General features: G+C 60.5%; 23 protein-coding genes and 1 tRNA gene. 11 read left to right on the top strand and 13 right to left on the bottom strand.

The window, feature by feature from the left end; translation table 11 throughout:
- Nucleotides 1-84: 84 nt before the first annotated feature.
- Entirely contained in the window at nucleotides 85-969 is an 885-nt protein-coding gene (locus Q4D83_RS11505; RefSeq protein WP_303175448.1) for a hypothetical protein, read from the top strand.
- A gap of 1 nt (nucleotide 970) precedes the next feature.
- Here Q4D83_RS11505 and Q4D83_RS11500 read toward each other — a convergent pair whose 3' ends face one another.
- From Q4D83_RS11500 to Q4D83_RS11490, 3 genes are all read right to left on the bottom strand, one after another.
- Nucleotides 971-1,696 carry a phosphatidylcholine/phosphatidylserine synthase gene (locus Q4D83_RS11500; protein ID WP_303175447.1) on the bottom strand — a complete coding sequence of 242 codons (726 nt, stop codon included), beginning with the start codon at nucleotides 1,694-1,696 and terminating at the stop codon, nucleotides 971-973.
- A 240-nt stretch (nucleotides 1,697-1,936) separates the two neighbouring features.
- A tRNA-Tyr gene (locus Q4D83_RS11495) sits at nucleotides 1,937-2,019 on the bottom strand.
- 96 nt (nucleotides 2,020-2,115) lie between these two features.
- A complete protein-coding gene (locus Q4D83_RS11490; RefSeq protein ID WP_303175446.1) occupies nucleotides 2,116-3,153 on the bottom strand; it encodes a polyprenyl synthetase family protein in 1,038 nt (345 codons plus the stop codon).
- 121 nt (nucleotides 3,154-3,274) lie between these two features.
- On the opposite strand from Q4D83_RS11490, the gene Q4D83_RS11485 reads away from it, so the two are divergent.
- Nucleotides 3,275-4,489, top strand: a complete 1,215-nt coding sequence (locus tag Q4D83_RS11485; protein ID WP_303175445.1) for a geranylgeranyl reductase family protein — start codon at nucleotides 3,275-3,277, stop codon at nucleotides 4,487-4,489.
- Here Q4D83_RS11485 and Q4D83_RS11480 read toward each other — a convergent pair.
- From Q4D83_RS11480 to menD, 4 genes are read right to left on the bottom strand one after another with little or no spacing between them, the layout of a single operon-like run.
- A complete protein-coding gene (locus Q4D83_RS11480) occupies nucleotides 4,467-5,180 on the bottom strand; it encodes a demethylmenaquinone methyltransferase (protein ID WP_303175444.1) in 714 nt (237 codons plus the stop codon). The genes Q4D83_RS11485 and Q4D83_RS11480 overlap by 23 nt on opposite strands.
- Nucleotide 5,181: 1 nt before the next feature.
- The gene (locus tag Q4D83_RS11475; RefSeq protein WP_303175443.1) at nucleotides 5,182-6,303 is read right to left on the bottom strand and encodes a glycosyltransferase family 1 protein; all 1,122 of its coding nucleotides are present in this window, start codon (nucleotides 6,301-6,303) and stop codon (nucleotides 5,182-5,184) included.
- Complete coding sequence (locus tag Q4D83_RS11470) at nucleotides 6,300-6,710, bottom strand: DUF3592 domain-containing protein (RefSeq protein WP_303175442.1); 411 nt, start codon at nucleotides 6,708-6,710, stop codon at nucleotides 6,300-6,302. Before Q4D83_RS11470 ends, Q4D83_RS11475 begins: the two co-directional genes overlap by 4 nt.
- Complete coding sequence (gene menD / locus Q4D83_RS11465) at nucleotides 6,707-8,287, bottom strand: 2-succinyl-5-enolpyruvyl-6-hydroxy-3-cyclohexene-1-carboxylic-acid synthase (protein WP_303175441.1); 1,581 nt, start codon at nucleotides 8,285-8,287, stop codon at nucleotides 6,707-6,709. Before menD ends, Q4D83_RS11470 begins: the two co-directional genes overlap by 4 nt.
- Nucleotides 8,288-9,027: 740 nt before the next feature.
- Between menD and Q4D83_RS11460 the strand changes: the two genes are divergently transcribed.
- The 4 genes from Q4D83_RS11460 (at nucleotide 9,028) to Q4D83_RS11445 (ending at nucleotide 12,009) form a co-directional block, all read left to right on the top strand.
- Nucleotides 9,028-9,594 carry a hypothetical protein gene (locus Q4D83_RS11460; protein ID WP_303175440.1) on the top strand — a complete coding sequence of 189 codons (567 nt, stop codon included), beginning with the start codon at nucleotides 9,028-9,030 and terminating at the stop codon, nucleotides 9,592-9,594.
- A gap of 14 nt (nucleotides 9,595-9,608) precedes the next feature.
- Complete coding sequence (locus tag Q4D83_RS11455) at nucleotides 9,609-9,842, top strand: hypothetical protein (protein ID WP_303175439.1); 234 nt, start codon at nucleotides 9,609-9,611, stop codon at nucleotides 9,840-9,842.
- 17 nt (nucleotides 9,843-9,859) lie between these two features.
- Nucleotides 9,860-10,675 (top strand): serine protease, encoded by an 816-nt coding sequence (locus Q4D83_RS11450; protein WP_303175438.1) that lies wholly within the window; start codon nucleotides 9,860-9,862, stop codon nucleotides 10,673-10,675.
- A 365-nt stretch (nucleotides 10,676-11,040) separates the two neighbouring features.
- Nucleotides 11,041-12,009, top strand: coding sequence for a hypothetical protein (locus Q4D83_RS11445; RefSeq protein WP_303175437.1), 969 nt, complete (start codon nucleotides 11,041-11,043; stop codon nucleotides 12,007-12,009).
- A 525-nt stretch (nucleotides 12,010-12,534) separates the two neighbouring features.
- Here Q4D83_RS11445 and Q4D83_RS11440 read toward each other — a convergent pair.
- The gene (locus Q4D83_RS11440) at nucleotides 12,535-13,434 is read right to left on the bottom strand and encodes an AEC family transporter (protein WP_303175436.1); all 900 of its coding nucleotides are present in this window, start codon (nucleotides 13,432-13,434) and stop codon (nucleotides 12,535-12,537) included.
- A gap of 1 nt (nucleotide 13,435) precedes the next feature.
- Entirely contained in the window at nucleotides 13,436-14,362 is a 927-nt protein-coding gene (locus Q4D83_RS11435) for an o-succinylbenzoate synthase (RefSeq protein WP_303175435.1), read from the bottom strand.
- A gap of 17 nt (nucleotides 14,363-14,379) precedes the next feature.
- Between Q4D83_RS11435 and Q4D83_RS11430 the strand changes: the two genes are divergently transcribed.
- Both Q4D83_RS11430 and menE read left to right on the top strand, forming a co-directional pair.
- Nucleotides 14,380-15,270, top strand: a complete 891-nt coding sequence (locus tag Q4D83_RS11430) for a 1,4-dihydroxy-2-naphthoyl-CoA synthase (RefSeq protein ID WP_303175434.1) — start codon at nucleotides 14,380-14,382, stop codon at nucleotides 15,268-15,270.
- Nucleotides 15,271-15,330: 60 nt separating this feature from the next.
- The gene (gene menE, locus Q4D83_RS11425) at nucleotides 15,331-16,395 is read left to right on the top strand and encodes an o-succinylbenzoate--CoA ligase (protein ID WP_303175476.1); all 1,065 of its coding nucleotides are present in this window, start codon (nucleotides 15,331-15,333) and stop codon (nucleotides 16,393-16,395) included.
- Here menE and Q4D83_RS11420 read toward each other — a convergent pair.
- Nucleotides 16,392-17,243: a glycosyltransferase gene (locus Q4D83_RS11420; protein ID WP_303175433.1), complete on the bottom strand. Its 852-nt coding sequence runs from the start codon at nucleotides 17,241-17,243 to the stop codon at nucleotides 16,392-16,394. The two genes, menE and Q4D83_RS11420, sit on opposite strands and share 4 nt — an antisense overlap.
- Nucleotides 17,244-17,306: 63 nt before the next feature.
- Here Q4D83_RS11420 and Q4D83_RS11415 point away from each other — a divergent pair, with 63 nt between their 5' ends.
- Nucleotides 17,307-18,164 carry a 1,4-dihydroxy-2-naphthoate polyprenyltransferase gene (locus tag Q4D83_RS11415; protein ID WP_303175432.1) on the top strand — a complete coding sequence of 286 codons (858 nt, stop codon included), beginning with the start codon at nucleotides 17,307-17,309 and terminating at the stop codon, nucleotides 18,162-18,164.
- On the opposite strand, the gene Q4D83_RS11410 is transcribed toward Q4D83_RS11415, so the two are convergent.
- Entirely contained in the window at nucleotides 18,150-18,446 is a 297-nt protein-coding gene (locus tag Q4D83_RS11410) for a DUF4229 domain-containing protein (protein WP_303175431.1), read from the bottom strand. The two genes, Q4D83_RS11415 and Q4D83_RS11410, sit on opposite strands and share 15 nt — an antisense overlap.
- 62 nt (nucleotides 18,447-18,508) lie before the next feature.
- On the opposite strand from Q4D83_RS11410, the gene Q4D83_RS11405 reads away from it, so the two are divergent.
- Both Q4D83_RS11405 and Q4D83_RS11400 read left to right on the top strand, forming a co-directional pair.
- A complete protein-coding gene (locus tag Q4D83_RS11405) occupies nucleotides 18,509-18,754 on the top strand; it encodes a hypothetical protein (RefSeq protein ID WP_303175430.1) in 246 nt (81 codons plus the stop codon).
- A 48-nt stretch (nucleotides 18,755-18,802) separates the two neighbouring features.
- Nucleotides 18,803-19,096, top strand: a complete 294-nt coding sequence (locus Q4D83_RS11400; RefSeq protein WP_303175429.1) for a helix-turn-helix transcriptional regulator — start codon at nucleotides 18,803-18,805, stop codon at nucleotides 19,094-19,096.
- Here the strand turns inward: Q4D83_RS11400 and rfbA are convergent.
- Together rfbA and rfbC are read right to left on the bottom strand one after the other, a co-directional pair.
- Entirely contained in the window at nucleotides 19,080-19,946 is an 867-nt protein-coding gene (rfbA, locus tag Q4D83_RS11395) for a glucose-1-phosphate thymidylyltransferase RfbA (protein ID WP_303175428.1), read from the bottom strand. The two genes, Q4D83_RS11400 and rfbA, sit on opposite strands and share 17 nt — an antisense overlap.
- The gene (gene rfbC / locus Q4D83_RS11390) at nucleotides 19,943-20,494 is read right to left on the bottom strand and encodes a dTDP-4-dehydrorhamnose 3,5-epimerase (RefSeq protein WP_303175427.1); all 552 of its coding nucleotides are present in this window, start codon (nucleotides 20,492-20,494) and stop codon (nucleotides 19,943-19,945) included. The genes rfbA and rfbC overlap by 4 nt, the downstream gene beginning before the upstream one ends.
- Between the last annotated feature and the right edge of the window lie 7 nt (nucleotides 20,495-20,501).

Below are 20,501 nucleotides of genomic sequence, written 5' to 3'. Positions count from 1 at the left end.
CTTTACGCAAGGGTGTGAACCGCTGCGTGGCATGCCTTTGCCCTTGTTGCGATTGCCCACCATCTTTTGTTCTACAGTGAAGCCATGATGTGGCTCTTTGATGTGGCGTTCGGCAAAGACCTCTGCCTAGACCCGGAAGCAATCCGCGGCGCCGCCGGCATTGGCCGACTCAGCGACCTACGCGACAAAGACGTCCGCGCCCTGCCGCCCATGCCGGGGATGGACCATGACCAGTTTCGGGACATTTTCATCGCGATGTTGCGCGACAGTATCTCCCGGCGCGAAAAACTCTGGCTGATTCCCATGACCGAGGAGACGCGAGCCACCTGGGAAGATTGGCTTCCGGAAGGCTTGGTGTTACCGATGGGTGCGCGCCAAGACTATTTTGGCACCACCGTCACCCCGGTTGGGATCTCCCCGATGCAGCTCGTGGGCGCGCTTCTGGATCGGTTTACGGAGGAAGACCGCATTATTTTGTGGAGCGCACTCACGCACCTTGACGGGCTCGATCTAAGTTCCGAGGTGTATGAAAAAGCCCTGGATCGCGGGATCCCAATCATCCCCCGCACCCGCGTATCGCGGCTGGTGAACTCCCCCAAATTCCTCGCCTACGTGGTGGTACTCACCTATTCCGCACTGCGCGCCTTGCCGGTGACGTTTGTGAAACAATTCCACGGATCGTTGTTCCTACTGTGGACCATCGACCTAGTCACCGCGCTGCCGTACACATGGGGCATCCTCACGATGGTCACCGCACGGCAATTCTGGAAACGCCTCGTCGGACTCGTGGTAACCATCGTGTCCTTTATGGCCCCCTACATATACTTCGGCTTCCACGGAAAACACTATCCCCCCGAGGTAGTGGCCATTATATTTGCCCTCATTTTTGGCACATTCGCGCTCGAAGGATACAAAATGTGGGGCGACCGCCACGTGGCCAAACAATTGCTTGGCAGGTGGCGGGTCTAGGTCACGCCATGTCGGGCTTATCCCGCCACGTGCGAATGCCCGACACCACAATCAGCCAAGCGCCGCTGATCGCCCAGGGAATGAGCAACCAGATGGGCATGACGGGGTGCTGCCACACCATCAAGCTGGTGGAGAGCACCCACACGGCGGCGGCGGTGCCGTTGTACACGCGATACTGGCGAACCCTAAATGGGTGGACCCACTTCCACGGCACCAACGCCAACACGGCGAACACGATGATGACTATCCAGTTGATAACCGCGCCGAACGCAAACATCCACAGGCATACGATCACAATGTTCCAGGCGGCCGGGAACCCAACAAAGTACCAGTCGGAAGATTTCATCAAGGTGTTGGCATAGCAGAACATCGAGGAGACTAACACCAAGGTCGCGGCCACAACCGGCAATGGTCCGGGGCCCAACGGCAAGGTGATGGCCAAAAACACCGCTGGCAGAAACGTCCAGGTGAGATAATCCACAACATTGTCCAGCATGACGCCTGAGAACCAAGGCACCACTTCGGTGACCTTAGCGGCTCGGGCTAAGGGGCCGTCGGCGGCGTCAACAATAAGCGCGACCCCTAGCCACATCCACATCCGCTTGTGGTCGCCGTCAATAAGGGCTTGAGCAGCCAAAAGCACCCAAAGCAACCCGGTCATGGTGAACGCATGGACGGCCCAGGCTGCGATGTGGTTTCGCAGCGGCCAAGTAGCTTCAGTGGTCACAAGATCTCCGATTCCATGATTGGGGTTAGACCTAATTCAGCATACGAGGGTCAAGATTTGTCTCAACGTCTAGGTGCGGCCTGAGTACACCCCAAGTAGATAGGTTGCTAGCAATTTAAGCTCGGAAAAGGTGGACCTAGGAGCACAAAGGGCCCAGCGGTGCGATGGAATAGTCCCCTCCTGCACCAAGGGAATCAAAAAACCCGCCGCTATGATCTAGCGACGGGCTTTGAAATCTTGTGCCAGGTGAAGGATTCGAACCTACGTAGGTAAAAACCGGCGGATTTACAGTCCGCTCCCTTTGGCCGCTCGGGCAACCTGGCGCGCATTCCCCGCAAGTGCGTGGTGCGGGATTGACTTTACTATACCCCCGACCCAATTATACAAATCCGCATTTCACAGGTGTTTTCGCGGCACTGCTAGCCAACACGGGCGGCGGTGATTTTTGCCAGGGCGCGCAACGCGATCGTGACTTCATTGTCCGGAAGGCGGGTCAGCTCGGCTTCGGCTTCGGCGAGGTAGCGGTGGACGTCGTCAAGCGCGCGGGCACGGCCGGTGGAGCGCTCCAACAGGTTGAGGGCGCGGGACACCTCCTCGTCGGTGCCCAAGGGACCGGTGAGCAGTGCGCGGAGCTGATCCCCCACCTCGGTATCTTCCGAAAGTGCGTACAGTACCGGGAGGGTGAACACGCCTTCGCGCAGATCAGTTCCGGGAGTCTTCCCAGACTGAGTGCTATCGGAAAAGATATCGATGATGTCATCGACAATCTGAAACACCATGCCGATGGCGTAGCCGAATTTGCGCAAAGCATCGATATGCTCGGGAGATGCGCCAGAATGCAGCGCTCCCAAGTAACCGGCGGAAGCGATCAGCACGCCGGTTTTTTCGCGAATCACCGCGCGGTAGTGCTCCACCGGGTCCCCGTCGCCGACACCGATGGTTTCGCGCATTTGCCCGGTTACCAGCTCCCCGAACGTTTCTGCGAAGTGGGCGACGGTTTCCACGCCGAGTTCCGCCATCACACGCGAGGCGTGCGCCAGCAAATAATCCCCCGCCAGGATTGCTACCGAGTTGTTCCAACGGAAATTCGCGCTGGGCACACCACGGCGTCGATCGGCTTCATCCATGACGTCATCATGGTAAAGGGTGGCCAAGTGCGTCATCTCCACGATCGCGGCGGCGCGCACCACGTCCAAGCATCCGGGGCGCGGGCCGTACTGCGACGCCAACAGCGCGAACATCGGCCGAAAACGCTTTCCACCTGCGGAAACCAGATGAAGCACCTTGTCGGAAACGAAGTCTTCGCCCTTGGAAAGCTCCTCCCGCAGCACCTGCTCCACGGCCACCATCCCATCCGCAATGTGTTGGTTTAGTGCGGGGTTGCCCAAATCTACGGCGTTCCCTGTGCCGCTGTGTGCCTGCGCCCCCAAATGGTTGGGGCGAGTGCCGTTACTCATCCGTCGAAGCCCTCGTGTTTCTTGAAAAAGGTGGCCCGGTACGGGCGGATTGTACATAGCTAACCACTAACCGTAGTCGAATAGGTACCCTTCCCACATCCCGGGATAGCCGCGTGGGACAATGAGCCCTGTGACTAGTGTTGACGTCCTCGTCGTTGGGGCCGGGCCCGCCGGCGCCGCCGCCGCCTTGTTCGCAGCCAACCGCGGATTCGAAACTTTGCTCGTAGATTCCGCGGGCTTTCCGCGGGATAAGACGTGCGGCGATGGGCTGACCCCGCGCGCCATCCACCAATTGCGCGCCATGGGTGTGGACGTAACGTCCCGCTACACGTCCCACGGCTTGAAGTTGCACGGCTTCGGCGGCTCCGTCACCGCTCCGTGGCCCGACACGAAATTCGGCACGGTGGGTTCTGCCATGCCGCGCGCGGAACTCGACGCCCTGCTTGTCAAACACGCATGCGAAGCTGGCGTGACGTTGCGAGACGGCTCCCCGGCGTCCGATCCGCAGGTGCAAGCTGGGCGCGTCACATCCTTACAGGTCGGCGACGAGCGCGTACGTTTCAAACATTTAATCGTTGCTGACGGCGTCCGCTCTCCGGTGGGCAAGGCGCTCGGCCGCACCTGGCACAAGAACGAGGTGTACGGCATTGCGGCCCGCGCGTATTGCAGTACTCCCCGCGGCGCCGAACCGTGGATTCATTCTCACCTGGAGCTTCGCGACTCCAACAACGTGGTCCAGCCCGGCTACGGTTGGATTTTCCCACTTGGCCGCACTCATGCCAACGTCGGTTGCGGCGCCTTGTCCACCGCCGCGCGGCCCGCGAAAATCAATACGAAAAAACTGCTAGCTATTTACGCCGCCCAACAATCCGAATGGTCGTTCGGCGAGCCGGAGCGGGTGGCGAGCGCCCTGCTCCCCATGGGTGGGGCGGTCTCTGGCGTGGCAGGCCCGAACTGGATGCTCATCGGCGACGCTGCCGCCTGCGTCAACCCACTCAACGGCGAAGGCATCGACTACGGCCTAGAAACCGCCGAGTTGGCCGTCAATCTGCTCGGCGCCGCCGATTACTCTAACCTCTGGCCCGACCAATTGCGCTCCCACTATGGGGAGGCATTCCTGCTGGCCAGAACACTGGCACGCGCGCTGACCTACCCCCAATTCTTGCCGCTAGCGGGCCCATTGACGTTCCGGGGCCCCCTAGCCAACACCGTGATGCAACACGCGGCGCGACTAATGGGCAACCTTGTCACCGACGAGGATCGAGACCTCGTGTCCCGCCTGTGGCGTCGCGCCGGAAGCCTGACCCGCGGATCTATTTGGGGTCAGCCACGCTAGGCTCGGCGGGCTTGACCGCCGAGTGCAGGGCGGTAACACCCAGGGTGAGGTTTTGCCAGCCGCAGTCGCTCCAACCAGACTGCTGAATCAGCTTGGCTAGCCCTTCTTGGTCCGGCCAGGCCCGGATCGAATCGGCCAAGTATTCGTAGGCTTCGGGGTTAGAGGACACCACCCGAGCCACGGCCGGCAACCAGCGCATGAGATATTCCTTATACACCGTGCCAAAAAGCGGCACCACAGGCGTGGAGAACTCCGCTACCGTGAGCCGCCCGCCGGGCTTGGTCACGCGTGCAAGCTCTTGCAGCCCGCGTTGTGGATCGTGGATGTTTCGCAGGCCGAAGCTGATGGTCACGGCGTCGAAAAACCCGTCCCGGAAGGGCAGGTGCATACCGTCCCCAACCACCTTTGGCACGTCGCGGTCGCGTCCGGCGGCGAGCATGCCTTGGGAAAAATCGCAGGCCACAACCCAAGCACCGGATTTGCTGAGCTCCACGGTGGACACGGCGGTACCCGCAGCCAAATCGAGCACGCGTTCGCCGGGGCGCAGGGCGAGACGTTCGCGGGTGCGGCGGCGCCACATGCGGTCCTGCCCGAGGGAAAGGATTGCGTTGGTGATGTCGTATTTCTCCCCCACGCCGTCAAACATTCGGGCGACGTCTGCGGGGAGTTTCTCCAGGTTTGCCTTAGCCACGTCAATGAGGGTACCTGGCTTTCTCCGCCACCTCCGAAATCACCGCCTCATAGTGGCGGATCAGCTGCGCACAAATGCTCGACCAGGTTTTATCGCACACACCCTCCCGCGCCGCTGTCCGCATCGTCGGCGTTACTTGAGCCACCTTGGCTGGTAAGTCTTGCTCGAAGCGCTCCGGGGGGAGCAAAAAGCCGTTCACACCGTTATGGATGAGGTCGATGGGCCCGCCCACCCGCGGCGCGATTGCCGGAACACCGGAAGCCAACGCCTCCTGCACCGCCTGGCAAAAGGTCTCGTGTTCGCCGGGGTGTACGAACACATCGAGGCTGGCGTAGGCCGCCGCAAGTTCCTCACCAGCGAGGGCGCCCATAAAAATCGCCCCGGGGAGCTGTTCCTCAAGGGCGGGGCGTTCGGGGCCGTCGCCAATAATCACCAATTGCACATCAGAATTCGCTAGCGCACCCAACCTGTGCGCGCCCTTTTCAGCTGCAAGTCGGCCGACGAAACCCACGATTGGAACCTGCCGCGGCGACCATTCTCGCCGCAAGCGTTCGCTGCGCTTGTCGGGGTGGAAAAGCGCGGCGTCGACACCCCTCCCCCAGTGATACACGCGTTCGATGCCGTGTTCGTGGAGGTCCGCAATCGCCGCGGAGGAAGGCGCCAATGTCCGAGTGCACATATTGTGCAAAGTCTTCGTCCATTCCCAGCTGGCCGCAGCAAGCGGCGAAAGATGATAGCGGCTCGCAAACCCCGCAACGTCGGTTTGGTACACGGCCACCGTGGGAATCTGCAGCATACGCGCCGCAAACGCACCCGCACCGCCCAATACAAACGGCGACGCGAGGTGCACCACATCCGGGGCGAATTCCCGAATCGCCTGCGTCACCACCGGCCGCGGCACCCCAATCGGCAGCGAATCAATCAACGGCACCATGATCGTGGGCACGCGCGTGATAGGAAACCCCAGGTAATCCCCTATTTCCTCTTCAAAATCTCGCGCCCCCGGGGCGATCACGATGGCCTCGTGCCCCTGCTCCCGCAAGTATTCCAAAACGCGCAACACGGAGTTGGTCACGCCGTTGATATTGGGCAGAAAGGATTCCGCGACGATGGCTACTTTCACCGCGACCTCCGCAACGTGCCAAGCCCTGACACCAGCGCCCACAACACGATGGCAATAAAACTGCCCACCGCCGCGATACTCAGCGCGGGCACCACCGCGAGGTGCCACGTTCGGTGTTCCACCTTCACAAGGTCCGGATTGCTCTTAGCGTAGGTCACCCACACGCGTTGCCCCACGCCTAAACCTGTGGGGTACAGTAACCCGGCCTGTGGCGAGTGGAAGATGCCTTCTTCGTCTTGGTAATCCACGGTGGTGGGGGTGCCCACGGCGGTGACGCGGGCGAGCGCTCGCCCAGGATCGGCGGATATGGTGCGGTCATTCAGCCAGGCCCCGGCAACCATGCTTACCGACCCCAGCAGACACGCAATCCACAGCAGCAGCACCAGTTGGTGCAGACGTCGAATCATAGTTTCAATTCCAGGTGCATATCGCGGCGGTTGTCTCGCCCGGTGCTCGCCTCAATGACGCGAACGCCGGGGGTTACCTCTACGGTATCGAAGAGCGCCGTGAGCAACTCCGCTACCGAAGATACCTTCACATACGGCACGCCATAACCGGCACAAAGCTTCTCGACGTCCGCGTCATGCGGCGTTCCGAACAAACGCTCAAAGTCTTCACGAAATTCAGGCGCACCGATTTCCAAAAGTTCGAAAATGCCGCCACCGTTATCATTGGCCACCACAATGGTGAGGTTTTCGGGTCGCGCCTCCAGCGGGCCGATCAGCAGCGAGCCCGCATCGTGCAGGAACGTCAAGTCCCCCATGAGCGAAACCACCCGCGGCGGCCGCAACTCGTCGGGGTGCTGTTGCTGCTTGGCCAGCGCGATCCCCACAGATTGCGCGATCATGCCATCGATCCCGGCCACGCCGCGCTGGGCATAGCACTCCACGCCGTCGAAGGGCAGCCCAACGAGGCTCAAATCCCGCACGGGGTTAGATGCGCCCACCACCAGCACGTCCCCGACGGCCAGGGTGTCCGCCACCGCCGCCGCAACGTGCAGCCCGGTCATCGAATACCTTTCCAATACTTCACGGACCTGTTCGATTGCTACCTCAGAGGCGGCCGAACATACCTTCAGCCACGCCGGGGGTTGTTTGCCGGTCACGCGGACCCGCGACCCCACCTGCACCGCTTTCCTCGCCGGATCGGTTGGCGTAGTGCGCGTCACCACCATCAGATCCACCTCGGGATCGGACATCAGTTTCAATACCCCTCGGTGCAGGGTGGGATGCCCCACCACCACAACTTGCTCCGGCTTCGTCTCCACCACGTAGCCCTCCGCACTCACCTGGGTGCGCGCGAGAATCCCGGCTGCAAGGGGGTGGACGGGCACAAACGGCGCGGGCGCACTGGGCTCGGCGATGGTGGGCACATCGGCAAGCTCCTCAATCGGCCACGCGCCATCACCTGCAATAACAAGGGTTCGCCGGGTGAGGTCGAGCTGCACCTCGCCGTAGTCGCTTTCCGACGCCCGCACCTCCCGACGCCGCGTTTCCAGCGGCTCCGCTACCACGGCGAGCGGGGTATCCAACGCCACATTGAGGTGAGCCGGCGCCGCATCGATCGCTTGCCTGGTTTCCCCCTTTTCCTCGCCTTCAATATTGAATGTGCGAGCGAACTTTCCAAAAATATCAAGCTGGTCGATGGTTTGACTGGCGCCTGTGCCCACGAGCCGCGACGGACGGTCCGCGCTCACCACCAACAAAGGAATATTCGAATGGTGCGCCTCGATCATGGCGGGCAAGCAATGCGCCACGGCCGTCCCAGAGGTCATCACGACGGCCACGGGTCGCCCCTGAGCGCGCGCGAAACCCAAGGCAAGGAACGCTGCGGATCGCTCATCTATACGAACGTGAATGCGGAGGTCTCTTCGTCTACGCAAAGCCAAAAGCAGTGGCGCATTCCGGGAGCCCGGGCACACAACAACATCCGTACACACGGCGGCGAGCTCTGCAGCTACCGCTGCGGCGATCGTGGCAGTCATGCCAAATATGATAAGCCGCGGCGCTTCCCTAAGGCGAAGCAAGCAATTCATAAACTCACCATCGCCGCCAAGCTATTACACGAGAATTGTGTACACCCCATCCTTGCTTTGAAACTCCTGCGCACGGAATCACAAGCATATAATTTTACCCCCTCGGATAGATTTGCAAAACATAAGGGTTGACAGGTTCCAAACCGCAAAATTAGCGTTAGTTAGGTAAGCAATTCAAGCAGAAAGGTAGAAACGAAAAAACGACTACCCAAACGCGCATTGACAACACTTCTCACCTTTTCCACTCTATTTCTCAAAGCTGGACTGACTCATACCGACGTTGCGGAAGCCGCGACCAAAACTGCCCCTGCTGCGGGCACGGAAACACTCAGCGTCGCGGGCGCATCCGCTGCTACTAAACGGTATTTGGATTTGAAAACAACGATCCGAGAACAACAGCCGAGCATCAAAGTGCGCACAATCCCATAGCTTCGGCCAGCCATCTAAATTGTGCGCGACAGATAGTTCGTAACCATATTTGTTCGCTCCATACCAAAAATTCTGAACGCTGATTTCACTCCCGTGAAAAACGCTGAATTTTCCTACGTGCCGGAATATTGAGCGACAGCTAAGACCCGTTTTTGAAATCCGTATCCCAAACCCCCACGCATCAATCGGGAGCTTCTCCCGCCTTGACGATGGGGCTCATTTCATCCCATAAGTACGCCAAGAGATCTAAGGAGATCATCATGCGGTTGCAGAAACTACTCACAGCGGCAGTAATTGGGCTCAGCGTGACTATCTATTCCCCGGCAGCAATAGCGGCCGATCAAGCGCCCGCGGCCACCACGACCCACGGCGCCGAATCCTCGAACAGTGATGCTTGGTACTACCGAGCCACGGATGACCAACGAAATCTTGAAATCAAGGTCTCCGACGAGTACCGCTTCAAGGCGCACGATGACGGCGGTGTATCCGTGGTCGATGACGGCGATGTGTTGGAAGAGCTCCCCACCGAGGGCGTGAATAAGCAAGGGCAGAAGATCACATTCCATTACGAGCTTCAGCCGGACAATATTCTCCTCGTTTCCATCGCCGACGAGCACGGCAATGTGAACGAGGGCTGGTGGGATGATTGGGGCCGTTGCGCAGCAGGCACCGTCGGCGGAACCGGCACAGGCGCAATTGCGGGGGCTGGCACAGCCGCAGGCATTGGCGCCGTTGGCGGGCCGTGGGGTGTAGGTGCCGGCGCTATCGGCGGCGGTATTGCTGGCGGCATTAGCGGCGGCCTTACCGGCGCAGCCGCATCCTGTTAAAGCGAGGACGCATCATGTCTGCTGAAACTCTACGTAGGGCTGCACGTATTTCCGGTCCGCCGATTTTCATCGCTTGGGTGTTGGGGGTAATCACCGGTTTGTTTGTTTACGACGGCGCGTTCCTCAAGGGACTACTGTTCCCCCCGGCGTTGTTTGCCCTTGCCGCGTTCCTTTTTCCCATCATTTGTTATCTCGCCGCACGAGGTAAAGACGCAAAGGGTAACGAACAGAAACCCGATTCGGAATGATCGACTTCAAGCAATCGATGAAACTTACTGCGCGCCGCATCCTCGGCTGTGTGTGTTTGTTTCCGCTGCTGATCTCGAATCAACCTGCCGCTGCTAATCCGGGCCTGACCTATGGGAAAAACACGGTCATGTTCCCGGAGGCAACGAGCACCGTACCCGTTGCTGATGACCGCGTGGCCGCATTGTGGAGTGTAGCCAACGAGGATGAGCGCCCACGCCGCGATTGCACCGCGACGCATTTGCACGACCAATGGTGGATGACAGCTCGCCATTGCATTCCGGACCAAGATTCGCGCATGCGAGTGCTCCAAAACCGCACGCACGATGTCGCCGGAGTAGAGGCCGTGTACACAAAATCCAGCGAGTATGATTTCGTCCTGCTCAAAGTCTCCGATGGCATTATTGCCGAGGATTTCACGCTCGCTGACGAGCCGCCCGCTCAAGGGGACTACCTGAATGTAGTTGGCTATGGCGGGGAGCATGACTATCCTTCGCTGGCCGAAGTGCGGATCGAGCAGCTCCTGGACCAGACGAAGGTTCATGGCGGGATCGCCCGCGATGTGCTGGAAAGCCGTTCAGCCGGGGCTTCTCGTACCTGCGGCGGGGATTCTGGCGCAGCGGTGTTCCGCGGCGACAAACTGTTTGCCATACACACCGCTGGCACCGTGAACCCCTCCTGCCGCGACGGCGAGGATAGTCGCCTAATTCACACGTCCCTGCATCCGCACGTGGATTGGATCACCCAAACCACCGAGGCGCATGCCGAATCCACGGAAACGGAGCGGAGTTTAGGCCAGGATTCCATCGCGGCTTTTATTGAGCAGCAGCAATAACGTCACGGAATTCCATGCGTACCGTTCAAAACCAGCTCATGAAAAACACGTGTAACCACCACGTATCATGAGCATGCAATTGGGATTCCCTGATCCCCCAACAACAAAATGTTCGGCAAGGCGTCAGGGTTTTCGTGGCGTTGCCCCGTCGGCGGCCCGCTGGGAGGTGCGGAAGGTGGGGCGTCGTAAAGCGAAAACCTACCCACGCGCAGCTCGCGGCATAATACCCTTTCAACCTCCGGTGCGCCACCTTATTTTCGCTGATGCTTGATGAACCTGTGGATTGTTTCTAATTATCCACAGGTTCGCGGGGATGCCCGGAACGAGCCTTGCTACTGCGGTTCATTCGGCCTACCACTGGTGCCATGGGTATGTTCACACGCCGTACCAAGCTTCTTGATACCAAGTTCTTCAACATCACCCGCAGACTGGTTGCTCCACAGGCGCTGTCCCGCCAGCCCGACCAAATACGGTGGGGTGCCCGCCACCACCCGCAGCACCATAGCTTCGTCGCCCCAATCAAGGTGCGTGCCCGCGCCCATTACACCCAAACCCCCAATGCCATTATCGGCGGTTGGGCTGCCGCAGCCTACGCCGGCCTCGATTGCTGGGTTGACGACGCCCACATCACCCTCCACGTTCAAAGCAATTTTCGCCTGAGCCACAACCCTCTCGACGCCACCCGCCGCAGGTTGCGCACTAAAACCAAAGTGTGGACGCCCGACTCGGAAATGCCAAGCATGCAAGTGGTTACCCCCGAGTTCGCGCTGGTAGATTGCCTCATTGACCTGCAGCGCGGCCACCACTCCTGGTGGGTCTATGAAGTGCCCAACTTCGAGCTGTGGGAAGTCCGCGCCATCCAACTCATCGACGCTCTCCGCCAGTGCTGCAAACACATATTAAATTTTGGCCTTGTATGCGAAGCAGCCCGCAATATTTTTAGCAACCGGCAGTTGAAAAAACTCTGGAGACAGTCCAGCACCGGTGCGGAATCTCCCCCGGAAACCGCGCTGCGGCTGATCGCCAAGCAGGTTCGCGACTGCCTTGACGTCCAAATACCCATCTACGACTCCGGAGCGCTTTCCAACGACGGCTCCAAACGATTAACCACCCTCGACTCCGGTTGGAAAGATATTCAAGTGGCGCTGCTCTATGACGGCGAACACCATCTCCGACGCGACCAACGTGACTACGACGCCACAGTTTTCATCCGACTTCGCGAGCTCGGTTGGGAACCACTGCGCATCACCCACGGCCTACTGAGAAACCCCCGCAGGCTCATAGCTACCCTCCGCCACGCCATCAAACGCGCCGAAGATAACGCCACATCCTAGCGCCGACACTTAGCGGCCAAGCTTCACGCCGAAGACTGTCTTCCCCACCCCAGTGGCTCAGCATTCCCCAAACCTGACCATGTTGGTATGCCCACCTGGCCCTAACACGCGTAAGTGAAGCCAGAAACTCTTGGGTTCCGCCCTCGACGCGGACCTTTCCCGGCCCTTTTGCGCCGCGCATTGCCTTGCTGCCTTCCCGTTAGCTGCATCTCGTCGCCGCTTTCAACGGCCATGTACGATCTGCCTGGCTTCGTAGGATCTGCCTTGTTTTCAAACCGGATTATCCTGGGAAAACACAGCGGCTGCTGCATCTGCCTCAGGCACATCCAACACGGCAGATAGCACATCCAACACGGCCAGTGGCACATCCGCCAAGCGGCTAGTGGCAGACCTACGGCAAACCAGCCAAAAGCGCGATTCCCCGCAACAAGCACCCGAAACCCCACCGTGCCAAACTCATTCCTGCCCGCGATCCCTTACGCCCACCCCCAGGCAAACCAGCAGCCGATGAACGACCGCCGGACCTCACACCCCTAGGAGCAGGCTGATCACCAACATCGCGGGCAACGCCGCGAACGTAGTTACCAATACGGAATCGCGTGCGATCTCCTCGCCGACGCGGTATGTAGCGGCATAGTTATACACGTTCTGCGCGGTAGGCAACGCCGCCAAAATCACGGCAGCGTACGTATGTTCGGCATCGAGCCCAAATAGGTGCGCAACCAACCATGCGACCACCGGCATGCCCGCCACCTTTAACGCAGACGCCACCAACGCCTGCCCACGAACATGCACCCCGGAACTCGTATGCAGCGAAGCGCCGAAACTCATCAAAATCATGGGGATCGACGCGCCGCCCAGAATGGTCAATGGTTCCATGACCACCTCCGGCACGTGCAAGCCGAACACACTGACGCATAGCCCACTCATGGAGGCTAGAACAATCGGGCTAAACAGGGCCTTTGCCGTGGACTTCAGCACACTCCCGGAACTCAGCGCGGCCAGGATAATCGGCGTAAACACCACCATCTGCAACACCAAAATTGGCGGCACATACGCCCCCGTACCGAGCACATAAATGCCGACGGGCAGCCCGATATTATTCGAATTTACATAGCTTGCCGACGCCGCGCCCACCGCCGTATCCGCCACCGGCCGCCGAAACAGCAACACGCTGATCGCAATATAGACGCTGGCGGTAATGATCGCCGCGCACGCGGCGACGGCCAAAACTGGGGTGAAGATCTCAGCAGGAGGCGCCTGCGCCAGCACCGTAAATAGCAAGGCTGGGGTCGCTGCGTAAAAGGACACACGGTTCAGCACCAAGCGCTCATTACCTGGGCCGATGATGGAGGTCCTGGCGAGAATATAGCCGACTCCGATCACTGAAAGGATGATCGTATAGCCGAGGAGAACGCCAAACATGTCAGAGATACTTCCACGCCTGCCGGAGGCGCTCAAACCAAAGATCCTTATGTGGGGAGGCTAATTCGGCCAGCCTTGCAGGGTCCGGCACCTGCGGCGCCACGGAAAGCATGCCGTCCTCTACGCGGCGGGGTTCGCATACATCTTCAATAAAGAGTTGTTGCGTGGCCAGGCCGGCGGGGTTGACATGCTCCAGCGCGGCCACCGCGGCAAGCCCGGCATTCATGCCCACCGCAGTATCCAGCGCTGATGCGACGGTGATAGATAATCCATGCGAGTCCATAAACGATGCGATTTCTAACACGTGTTTCACTCCACCAAGCGGCGCCACCTTGACCACTGCGACATCGGCGGCACCCGCGCGCGCGACGGCATACGGATCCGAAGCGCGGCGAATGGACTCATCTGCGGCCACGCGAATGCTATGTTTACGCACCTCCGCCAACTCTTCAACGGTTTGGCACGGTTGTTCCATATAGTCCAGTTCACCGAAGCGCCGCGCGGCCGCCACTGCCTGCTCCACGGTCCATCCTTGGTTCGCATCCACGCGGATGCGCGCCTCGGGCAAACATTGGCGCACGGCGTCGACTCGCGCGGCGTCGTCACCCTCGGCGACCTTGATTTTTACGGTGGTGCAGCCGGGGAAACGGGCAAGCACTTCGGGCACTTGTTCGGGCGTAACGGCAGGGACGGTGGCATTGACTGGGACGTGGGTTCGACGCGGCGTCGGAAAGCCGACGTAGGCCGCCTCGAGGGCGCCGCGCAACCAGTTCGCACACTCTTGCGGGCCGTATTCGGGGAATGGTGCGAACTCGCCCCAGCCCGCGGGGCCATCGATCAGCAGCGCCTCCCGGGTGTCGATGCCGCGGAAACGCACCCGCATGGGCAAGGCTACAACGTGGGCGCGAGCGAGGACATCTTCAAGCATGCCCCTATCCTAGGAACATGAATTCTTTTCGGCCTGAACTCTGGAAGCCCGTCTTCGACGACCTCACGGACATCACCTACCACCGTCACATTGAGGAAGGCATTGTGCGCATCGCCTTCAACCGCCCTGAAGTGCGCAACGCGTTCCGCCCGCACACCGTCGACGAGCTGTACCGCGCCCTGGATCACGCGCGCTGCACCCCCGATGTGGGGACAGTGCTGATTACCGGCAACGGCCCGAGCGAGAAGGACGGCGGTTGGGCGTTTTGTTCGGGCGGCGACCAGCGCATCCGCGGGCGCGACGGGTACCAATACGCTTCCGGGGAGACTGCCGAAACCGTGGACAAAGCGCGGGCCGGGCGGCTGCACATCCTAGAGGTGCAGCGGCTCATCCGCACCATGCCGAAGGTTGTCATCGCGGTGGTCAACGGTTGGGCGGCCGGCGGCGGGCACTCCCTGCACGTTGTGTGCGACTTGACCATCGCTTCCGCCGAGCATGCACGCTTCAAACAAACCGACGCCGATGTGGGATCCTTCGACGCTGGCTACGGCTCCGCTTATTTAGCAAAAATGGTCGGACAGAAGTTCGCGCGGGAAATTTTCTTCCTGGGCCGCACCTACACCGCCGAGGAAATGCACCGCATGGGCGCGGTAAACGTGGTGGCACCGCACGCGACGCTGGAAGACGAAGCGATCCAAATGGGCCGCGAGATCAATGCCAAGTCCCCCACCGCACAACGCATGCTGAAATTTGCCTTTAACCTCACCGATGATGGCCTGATGGGACAGCAAGTTTTTGCTGGTGAAGCAACTCGATTAGCATATATGACCGATGAAGCTGTGGAAGGCCGCAACGCTTTCCTGGAAAAGCGCGACCCGAATTGGGACGCATTCCCCTACTACTACTGACCTGTGAAAAACCATCTCCTTCGCCCCGTCACGGTACCCGCCGCCGATCCCGCGCGCATCATGCCGCGCCTCGTTGCGGCGATCTCCGGCAAGGAAACATTGTTGCCCTTGCCGGAGGATGCTGGGCTGGCGGGAGCACTCACGAGATCATTGCGCGTCGGGCAACCTATCGCCTCGGAGATCGCGCTGGTGGTAGCCACCTCTGGGTCCACGGGAACGCCGAAGGGCGCGTTGCTCACCCCCGCGAACCTGGTGTCCTCGGCAGATGCGACGCACCAGGTGCTTGGGGGCGAGGGCCAGTGGCTCTTGGCGCTGCCCGGCCACCATATCGCCGGCGTTCAAGTGCTAGTGCGAGCGTTGGTAGCGGGCGTTGAACCGCTCGCCCTGGACGTATCCAAGGGGTTTGACGTACATAGGTTCGCATCCCTCGCGCATCGGCTGGCGGACCTCGGGGATCGTACCTACACCTCGCTCGTGCCCATGCAGCTCCTCAAAGCCATGGAAACGTTGGCTGGCATCGAGGCGCTGCGTCGCTTTGACGCGATCCTGATCGGCGGCGCGCCCACCACGGAGAAGACGCGGAGGCAATGCCGGGAGCTGGGCATTCGGATCGTCACCACCTACGGGTCATCCGAAACTTCTGGCGGTTGTGTGTATGACGGGCGCCCGATCCCCGGGGCCAAGGTGCGCGTGGCCGGTGGGCGCGTGTTCTTGTCCGGGCCGATGGTCGCCGCTGGCTACCGAAACCACATTCCGAACGTATTTGTAGACGGCTGGTACGCGACCCAAGATTCCGGCGTGATCGCCGACGGGAAGCTGCACATTACGGGGCGTATCGACGCCGTGATCGACTCCGGCGGCCTCAAACTTCACCCCGAAGTGCTCGAGCAGGCGATCTTGTCGCTCGATGGTGTGGAAACCGCCTGCGTGGTGGGTATCCCGCACCCACGCCTCGGCCAGGCCATCGCCGTGGCTTACACCGGCCGCCGCAGCCCGAACGAGGTGATCGCGGGGCTGGAAGACCTACCGCGCTGGCAGCTTCCCAAACACATTCGGCGGGTGCGCGAACTGCCGCTGGCTGGGCCCGGCAAGGTGGACCGGCGCGGCGTCGAGAAGTTGTTCTAATCTTCGAGTTCGCTGGCGCGCTGCAATTGAGCGATGTCCGCGGGCGTGTACACCTTGGCGATTTGTTCGTCATTGCCGCCGAGGAAGGCGTTCTGCATCACGAGCGCGCCGCCGAAGGTAAACGGCACGATGGCGAAATGCCGCGGCTGCGCAAACACCTGCCGCACTGGAAAACCTGAGCGAAGGGCGCAGGCGTGGAGCCAAACGTCGTCGGCGCGGGGGCAGGTCTCCATAAACGCGGTGCCTTGTTCGACAACGTAGTCGATAAACGCTTTGGGGTAGAGCACGCCGGACACCCCGGTGGCGAAGTGCAGCACTGACGCCTCGCAAGTGTCCACGGGCGTCCATTTCGCGTAGGGCAGCAGCTTGCCGTCCCGCAATTCAATGCGGTGCGCGCGGTACGCCACCACCGCATCCCCACGCACGTCCGAAATTGCGAGCAGGCGTTCGAGAAAGCGTTTGGGGTAGATGATGTCATCGTCGATGGTCACCACCCTCCCCTGCGCCCGCTGAAACTGCCCCCAATATTTGGTGTGCGGCCCAAAATTCCCCGTTGAGCAGCGCACTTGCAGGCCACGGCGCACGAGCCTTACCAGCGGTTCCGGCCACGGCGATTCGTACTCCGCGCGGTCGAGCCAGAGCACAATCGGCACCCCGGAATGCGCTACCGATTCGATGCTATAGTGCACGCTTGCTAATCGACGCCCGTGCGTGGTCAGCGAAATAGTCACCTCACCGTCCCGCGGTATGCGGGCCGTGCGGAAGCGGTTTTTCAGCGCGAGTGGCACCATGCGGGCGAGGGTGAACACCGCGTTGAGGGTTTGCGCTATCGCAGTGCGGATTAACATTCCTCCCACTGTAGCGGCACCTCGTGCATTCGGACATTGGTGTGATGGTGGACAATAGTGCCTATGTCTGCTTCCCTAGGTCAGTGGTTTCAAGGTGCACGCCCGCACACATGGGCCAATGCATTTGCCCCCGTCATAGTGGGCACCGGCGCCGCAGCCCACTCCGGCAACGAGAATCTGTGGCGCGCCACCCTCGCCGCCGTGGTTGCGTGGGCCCTCATTGTGGGCGTAAATTACGCCAACGATTACTCGGACGGTATCCGCGGAACTGACGACGCCCGCTCCGGCCCCGCCCGACTCACCGGGTCCGGCATTGCACGCCCCTACCAAGTGCGTATGGCGGCTTGGAGCGCCTTCGCCGTGGCCTGTGTGGCGGGCACGGTGCTGTCCCTCCTGACCTCCTGGTGGCTGATCTTGGTCGGCGCGCTGTGCGTGGTGTCCGCGTGGTTTTACACCGGCGGCAGCAACCCGTACGGATATCGGGGTTTGGGGGAAGTTTCGGTGTTTATCTTCTTCGGTTTCGTCGCCGTGTGCGGCACCGAGTTCACACAATCGGGGCAGGTAACGCTGGTGGGGTTGGCGTGTGCGCTGAGCGTCGGATCGTTCTCCGCGGCGGTGAACCTTGCCAACAATCTGCGGGATATCCCAACTGATGCGGCCACCGGGAAAATTACGCTCGCTGTGCGGCTTGGGGATCGCGGCACCCGGTTGTTGTGGGTGGCGCTGGTGTGCGTACCGTTTGTCGTGTCGCTCGCGCTGGGCGGGCGGGCGTTGTTCGCCTTGGCGGCGGTGCCGTTTGCGGCCTTTGCAGCACGACCAATCGTGCGCGGCGCGCTGGGCTCTGAATTGATTCCGGTACTGGGGCTGACTGGACGGGCGATGCTCCTCTGGGCGGTGCTGACGGCCCTAGCGATCAGCTAGTTCCCGCTTCACCCATTCCTTATGGGCTTTGCGCTGCCCGTCCCACACTGCGAGGCCTTCGGTGACGCGGCGTCGCAAACCTTGGAAAACAAACATGGACAGCGGCAGGGCCACGATCAGCGCCAGCAGTGCGGACATCAATAGCGGCACGGGCACGCTCAACAGCATTGCGGCGCTTTGAATCACCGCGGTAAGGACGAAAAACAACGCAATCCGCGCCGCACCGTACAGCACGATGTCGCGGCGAAGTTTCGTATCTATTTTAGGTGCTTGTTCGTTCACAATATTCGAGAGTACTCGGCAGCACGTAGAGTCAAAGAAAAGACATGAAAAGGAGGATTCCAGTGGGTCGGCTACTTCTGCTGCTTCTCATCGTCGTTGCGGTGGTTTTAGTGTGGAAGGCGTTCGGGCCGGGAACGTGGCGCACGCCGGAGGAACCCGCTATTAAAGGCCCCGACGATGACGAGGAGTTCTTGTGGACCCTCGAAAAAAACCGCTTTAAACAGCGCAGGGCGCAGGAGCTCGCCCGCGAAGAAGAGGAGCGGATTAGGAAGGCAAAAGAGAAGTATCATGAGGAAGACGAAGAATAGTTAGACTAGGCTATGTTAGGTGACCCATAGTCGGCTATATTGATAGCCATGACACTCAACGCCTCGATCAGTAATGATCTGAATAATCGGGCTAGCCTGCTATTCAAGGCGCTGAGCGACCCCACGCGCCTCCGGCTGCTGTACCTCGTTGCGGGAAGTGGGGATATCTGCTCGTGCGACCTCTCCGAAGCGCTGCAAGTTTCCGCACCGACAGTCACGCACCACATGAAAAAGCTCTCCGCCGCCGGGCTGGTGCAGCGCCAACAACGCGGCAAGTGGGCGCACTACAAAATCAACCCGGATACCTTCCACCAAGTCGATTCGCTTATTCGTGCGATGTAATGGCGAGGAGGTAATCCCCGTAGCCGGAGGCCCGAAGTTCGTGGGCGCGGCGAATCAACGCGGCCCGGTCGAGGTATCCCATGCGCCACGCCACCTCTTCCGGGCAGCCAATCTTTAACCCTTGGCGCTGCTCAATGGCGCGCACGAAATCACCGGCGGCGAGCAACAAATCCACGGTGCCGGTATCCAACCACGCCGTGCCACGCGGCAACACCTCCACGTGCAAGTTGCCTTGCCGCAGGTACATATTATTAATGTCCGTGATCTCCAACTCGCCGCGAGGGGACGGCTGCAAGTTGCGGGCGATATCTACCACGGAATTATCGTAAAAATACAGCCCGGGCACCGCGTATTGCGATTTCGGATGCGCTGGCTTTTCCGCAAGCGACAACGCGCGCCCATCGGCGGAAAACTCCACCACCCCATAGGCGCTAGGGTCGGCGACGCGATAAGCGAAAATCACACCGCCGTCGGGGTTGCTAAACCGCCGCAGCTGCGTACCCAAACCTGCACCATAGAACACGTTATCCCCAAGGATCAGGGCCACGGAATCATCGCCGATGTGGTCCGCGCCCACGATGAACGCGTCCGCCAAACCCCGTGGCTGCTGCTGCGTGGCAAAGTCCAAGGTGATGCCGAATTGCGAGCCGTCCCCCAGCAACCGCTTAAATTGCGGCAAATCCTGCGGCGTGGTGATCACCAAAATCTCCCGCACCCCGGCCAGCATGAGCGTGGACAACGGGTAGTAGATCATCGGCTTGTCGTACACCGGTACGAGCTGCTTGCTTACCCCCAACGTGATCGGGAATAACCGAGAGCCGGTGCCGCCGGCCAGAATAATGCCTTTCATGCGTCCTCCCATCGGGGCAGCGGTGCGTGCCCAAGCGGCGGGGCGGCTGCGTCGCGGGCGGATAACACATGATTGCTGCCCGGCCACGCGATACCAAGCTCCTCATCGAACGGGTTGATGGTGTGCTCGATGCCGGGAGCGTACTCGGAGGTGGTGAGGTACACCACCGTCGAATCCTCCAGCGCCACGAAACCGTGTGCGAACCCCGCGGGGATGTACAAGCCGCAACGATTGGTTGCTGATAACTCGGCGCTGACATGCTGGCCAAAGGTTGGCGAACCCACCCGGACGTCTACTGCGACGTCGAAAATTCGTCCCACTGGGCAGATGACGTACTTAGCTTGACCGGGCGGGTTTTCCGCAAAGTGCAAGCCGCGTAGCACCCCCGCTTGCGAGGTGCTCAGATTAGCCTGCCGCAACGGAAACGGGTGCCCCACGTGTTGTTCGAAATCGCTGACTTTGAACCATTCGTGGAAGTCGCCGCGATCGTCGCTATGGATCGTTGGTTCGTTGAGGAGCACTCCGGGCAGGTCGAGTTCACGCAGCATAGTCCAC

This window comes from Corynebacterium sp., assembly GCF_030532715.1.
In the GTDB taxonomy this organism is placed as follows: Bacteria; Actinomycetota; Actinomycetes; order Mycobacteriales; family Mycobacteriaceae; genus Corynebacterium.
Note: the sequence above shows the minus strand (reverse complement) of the source record. Positions and strands in the feature narration are given on the sequence as shown.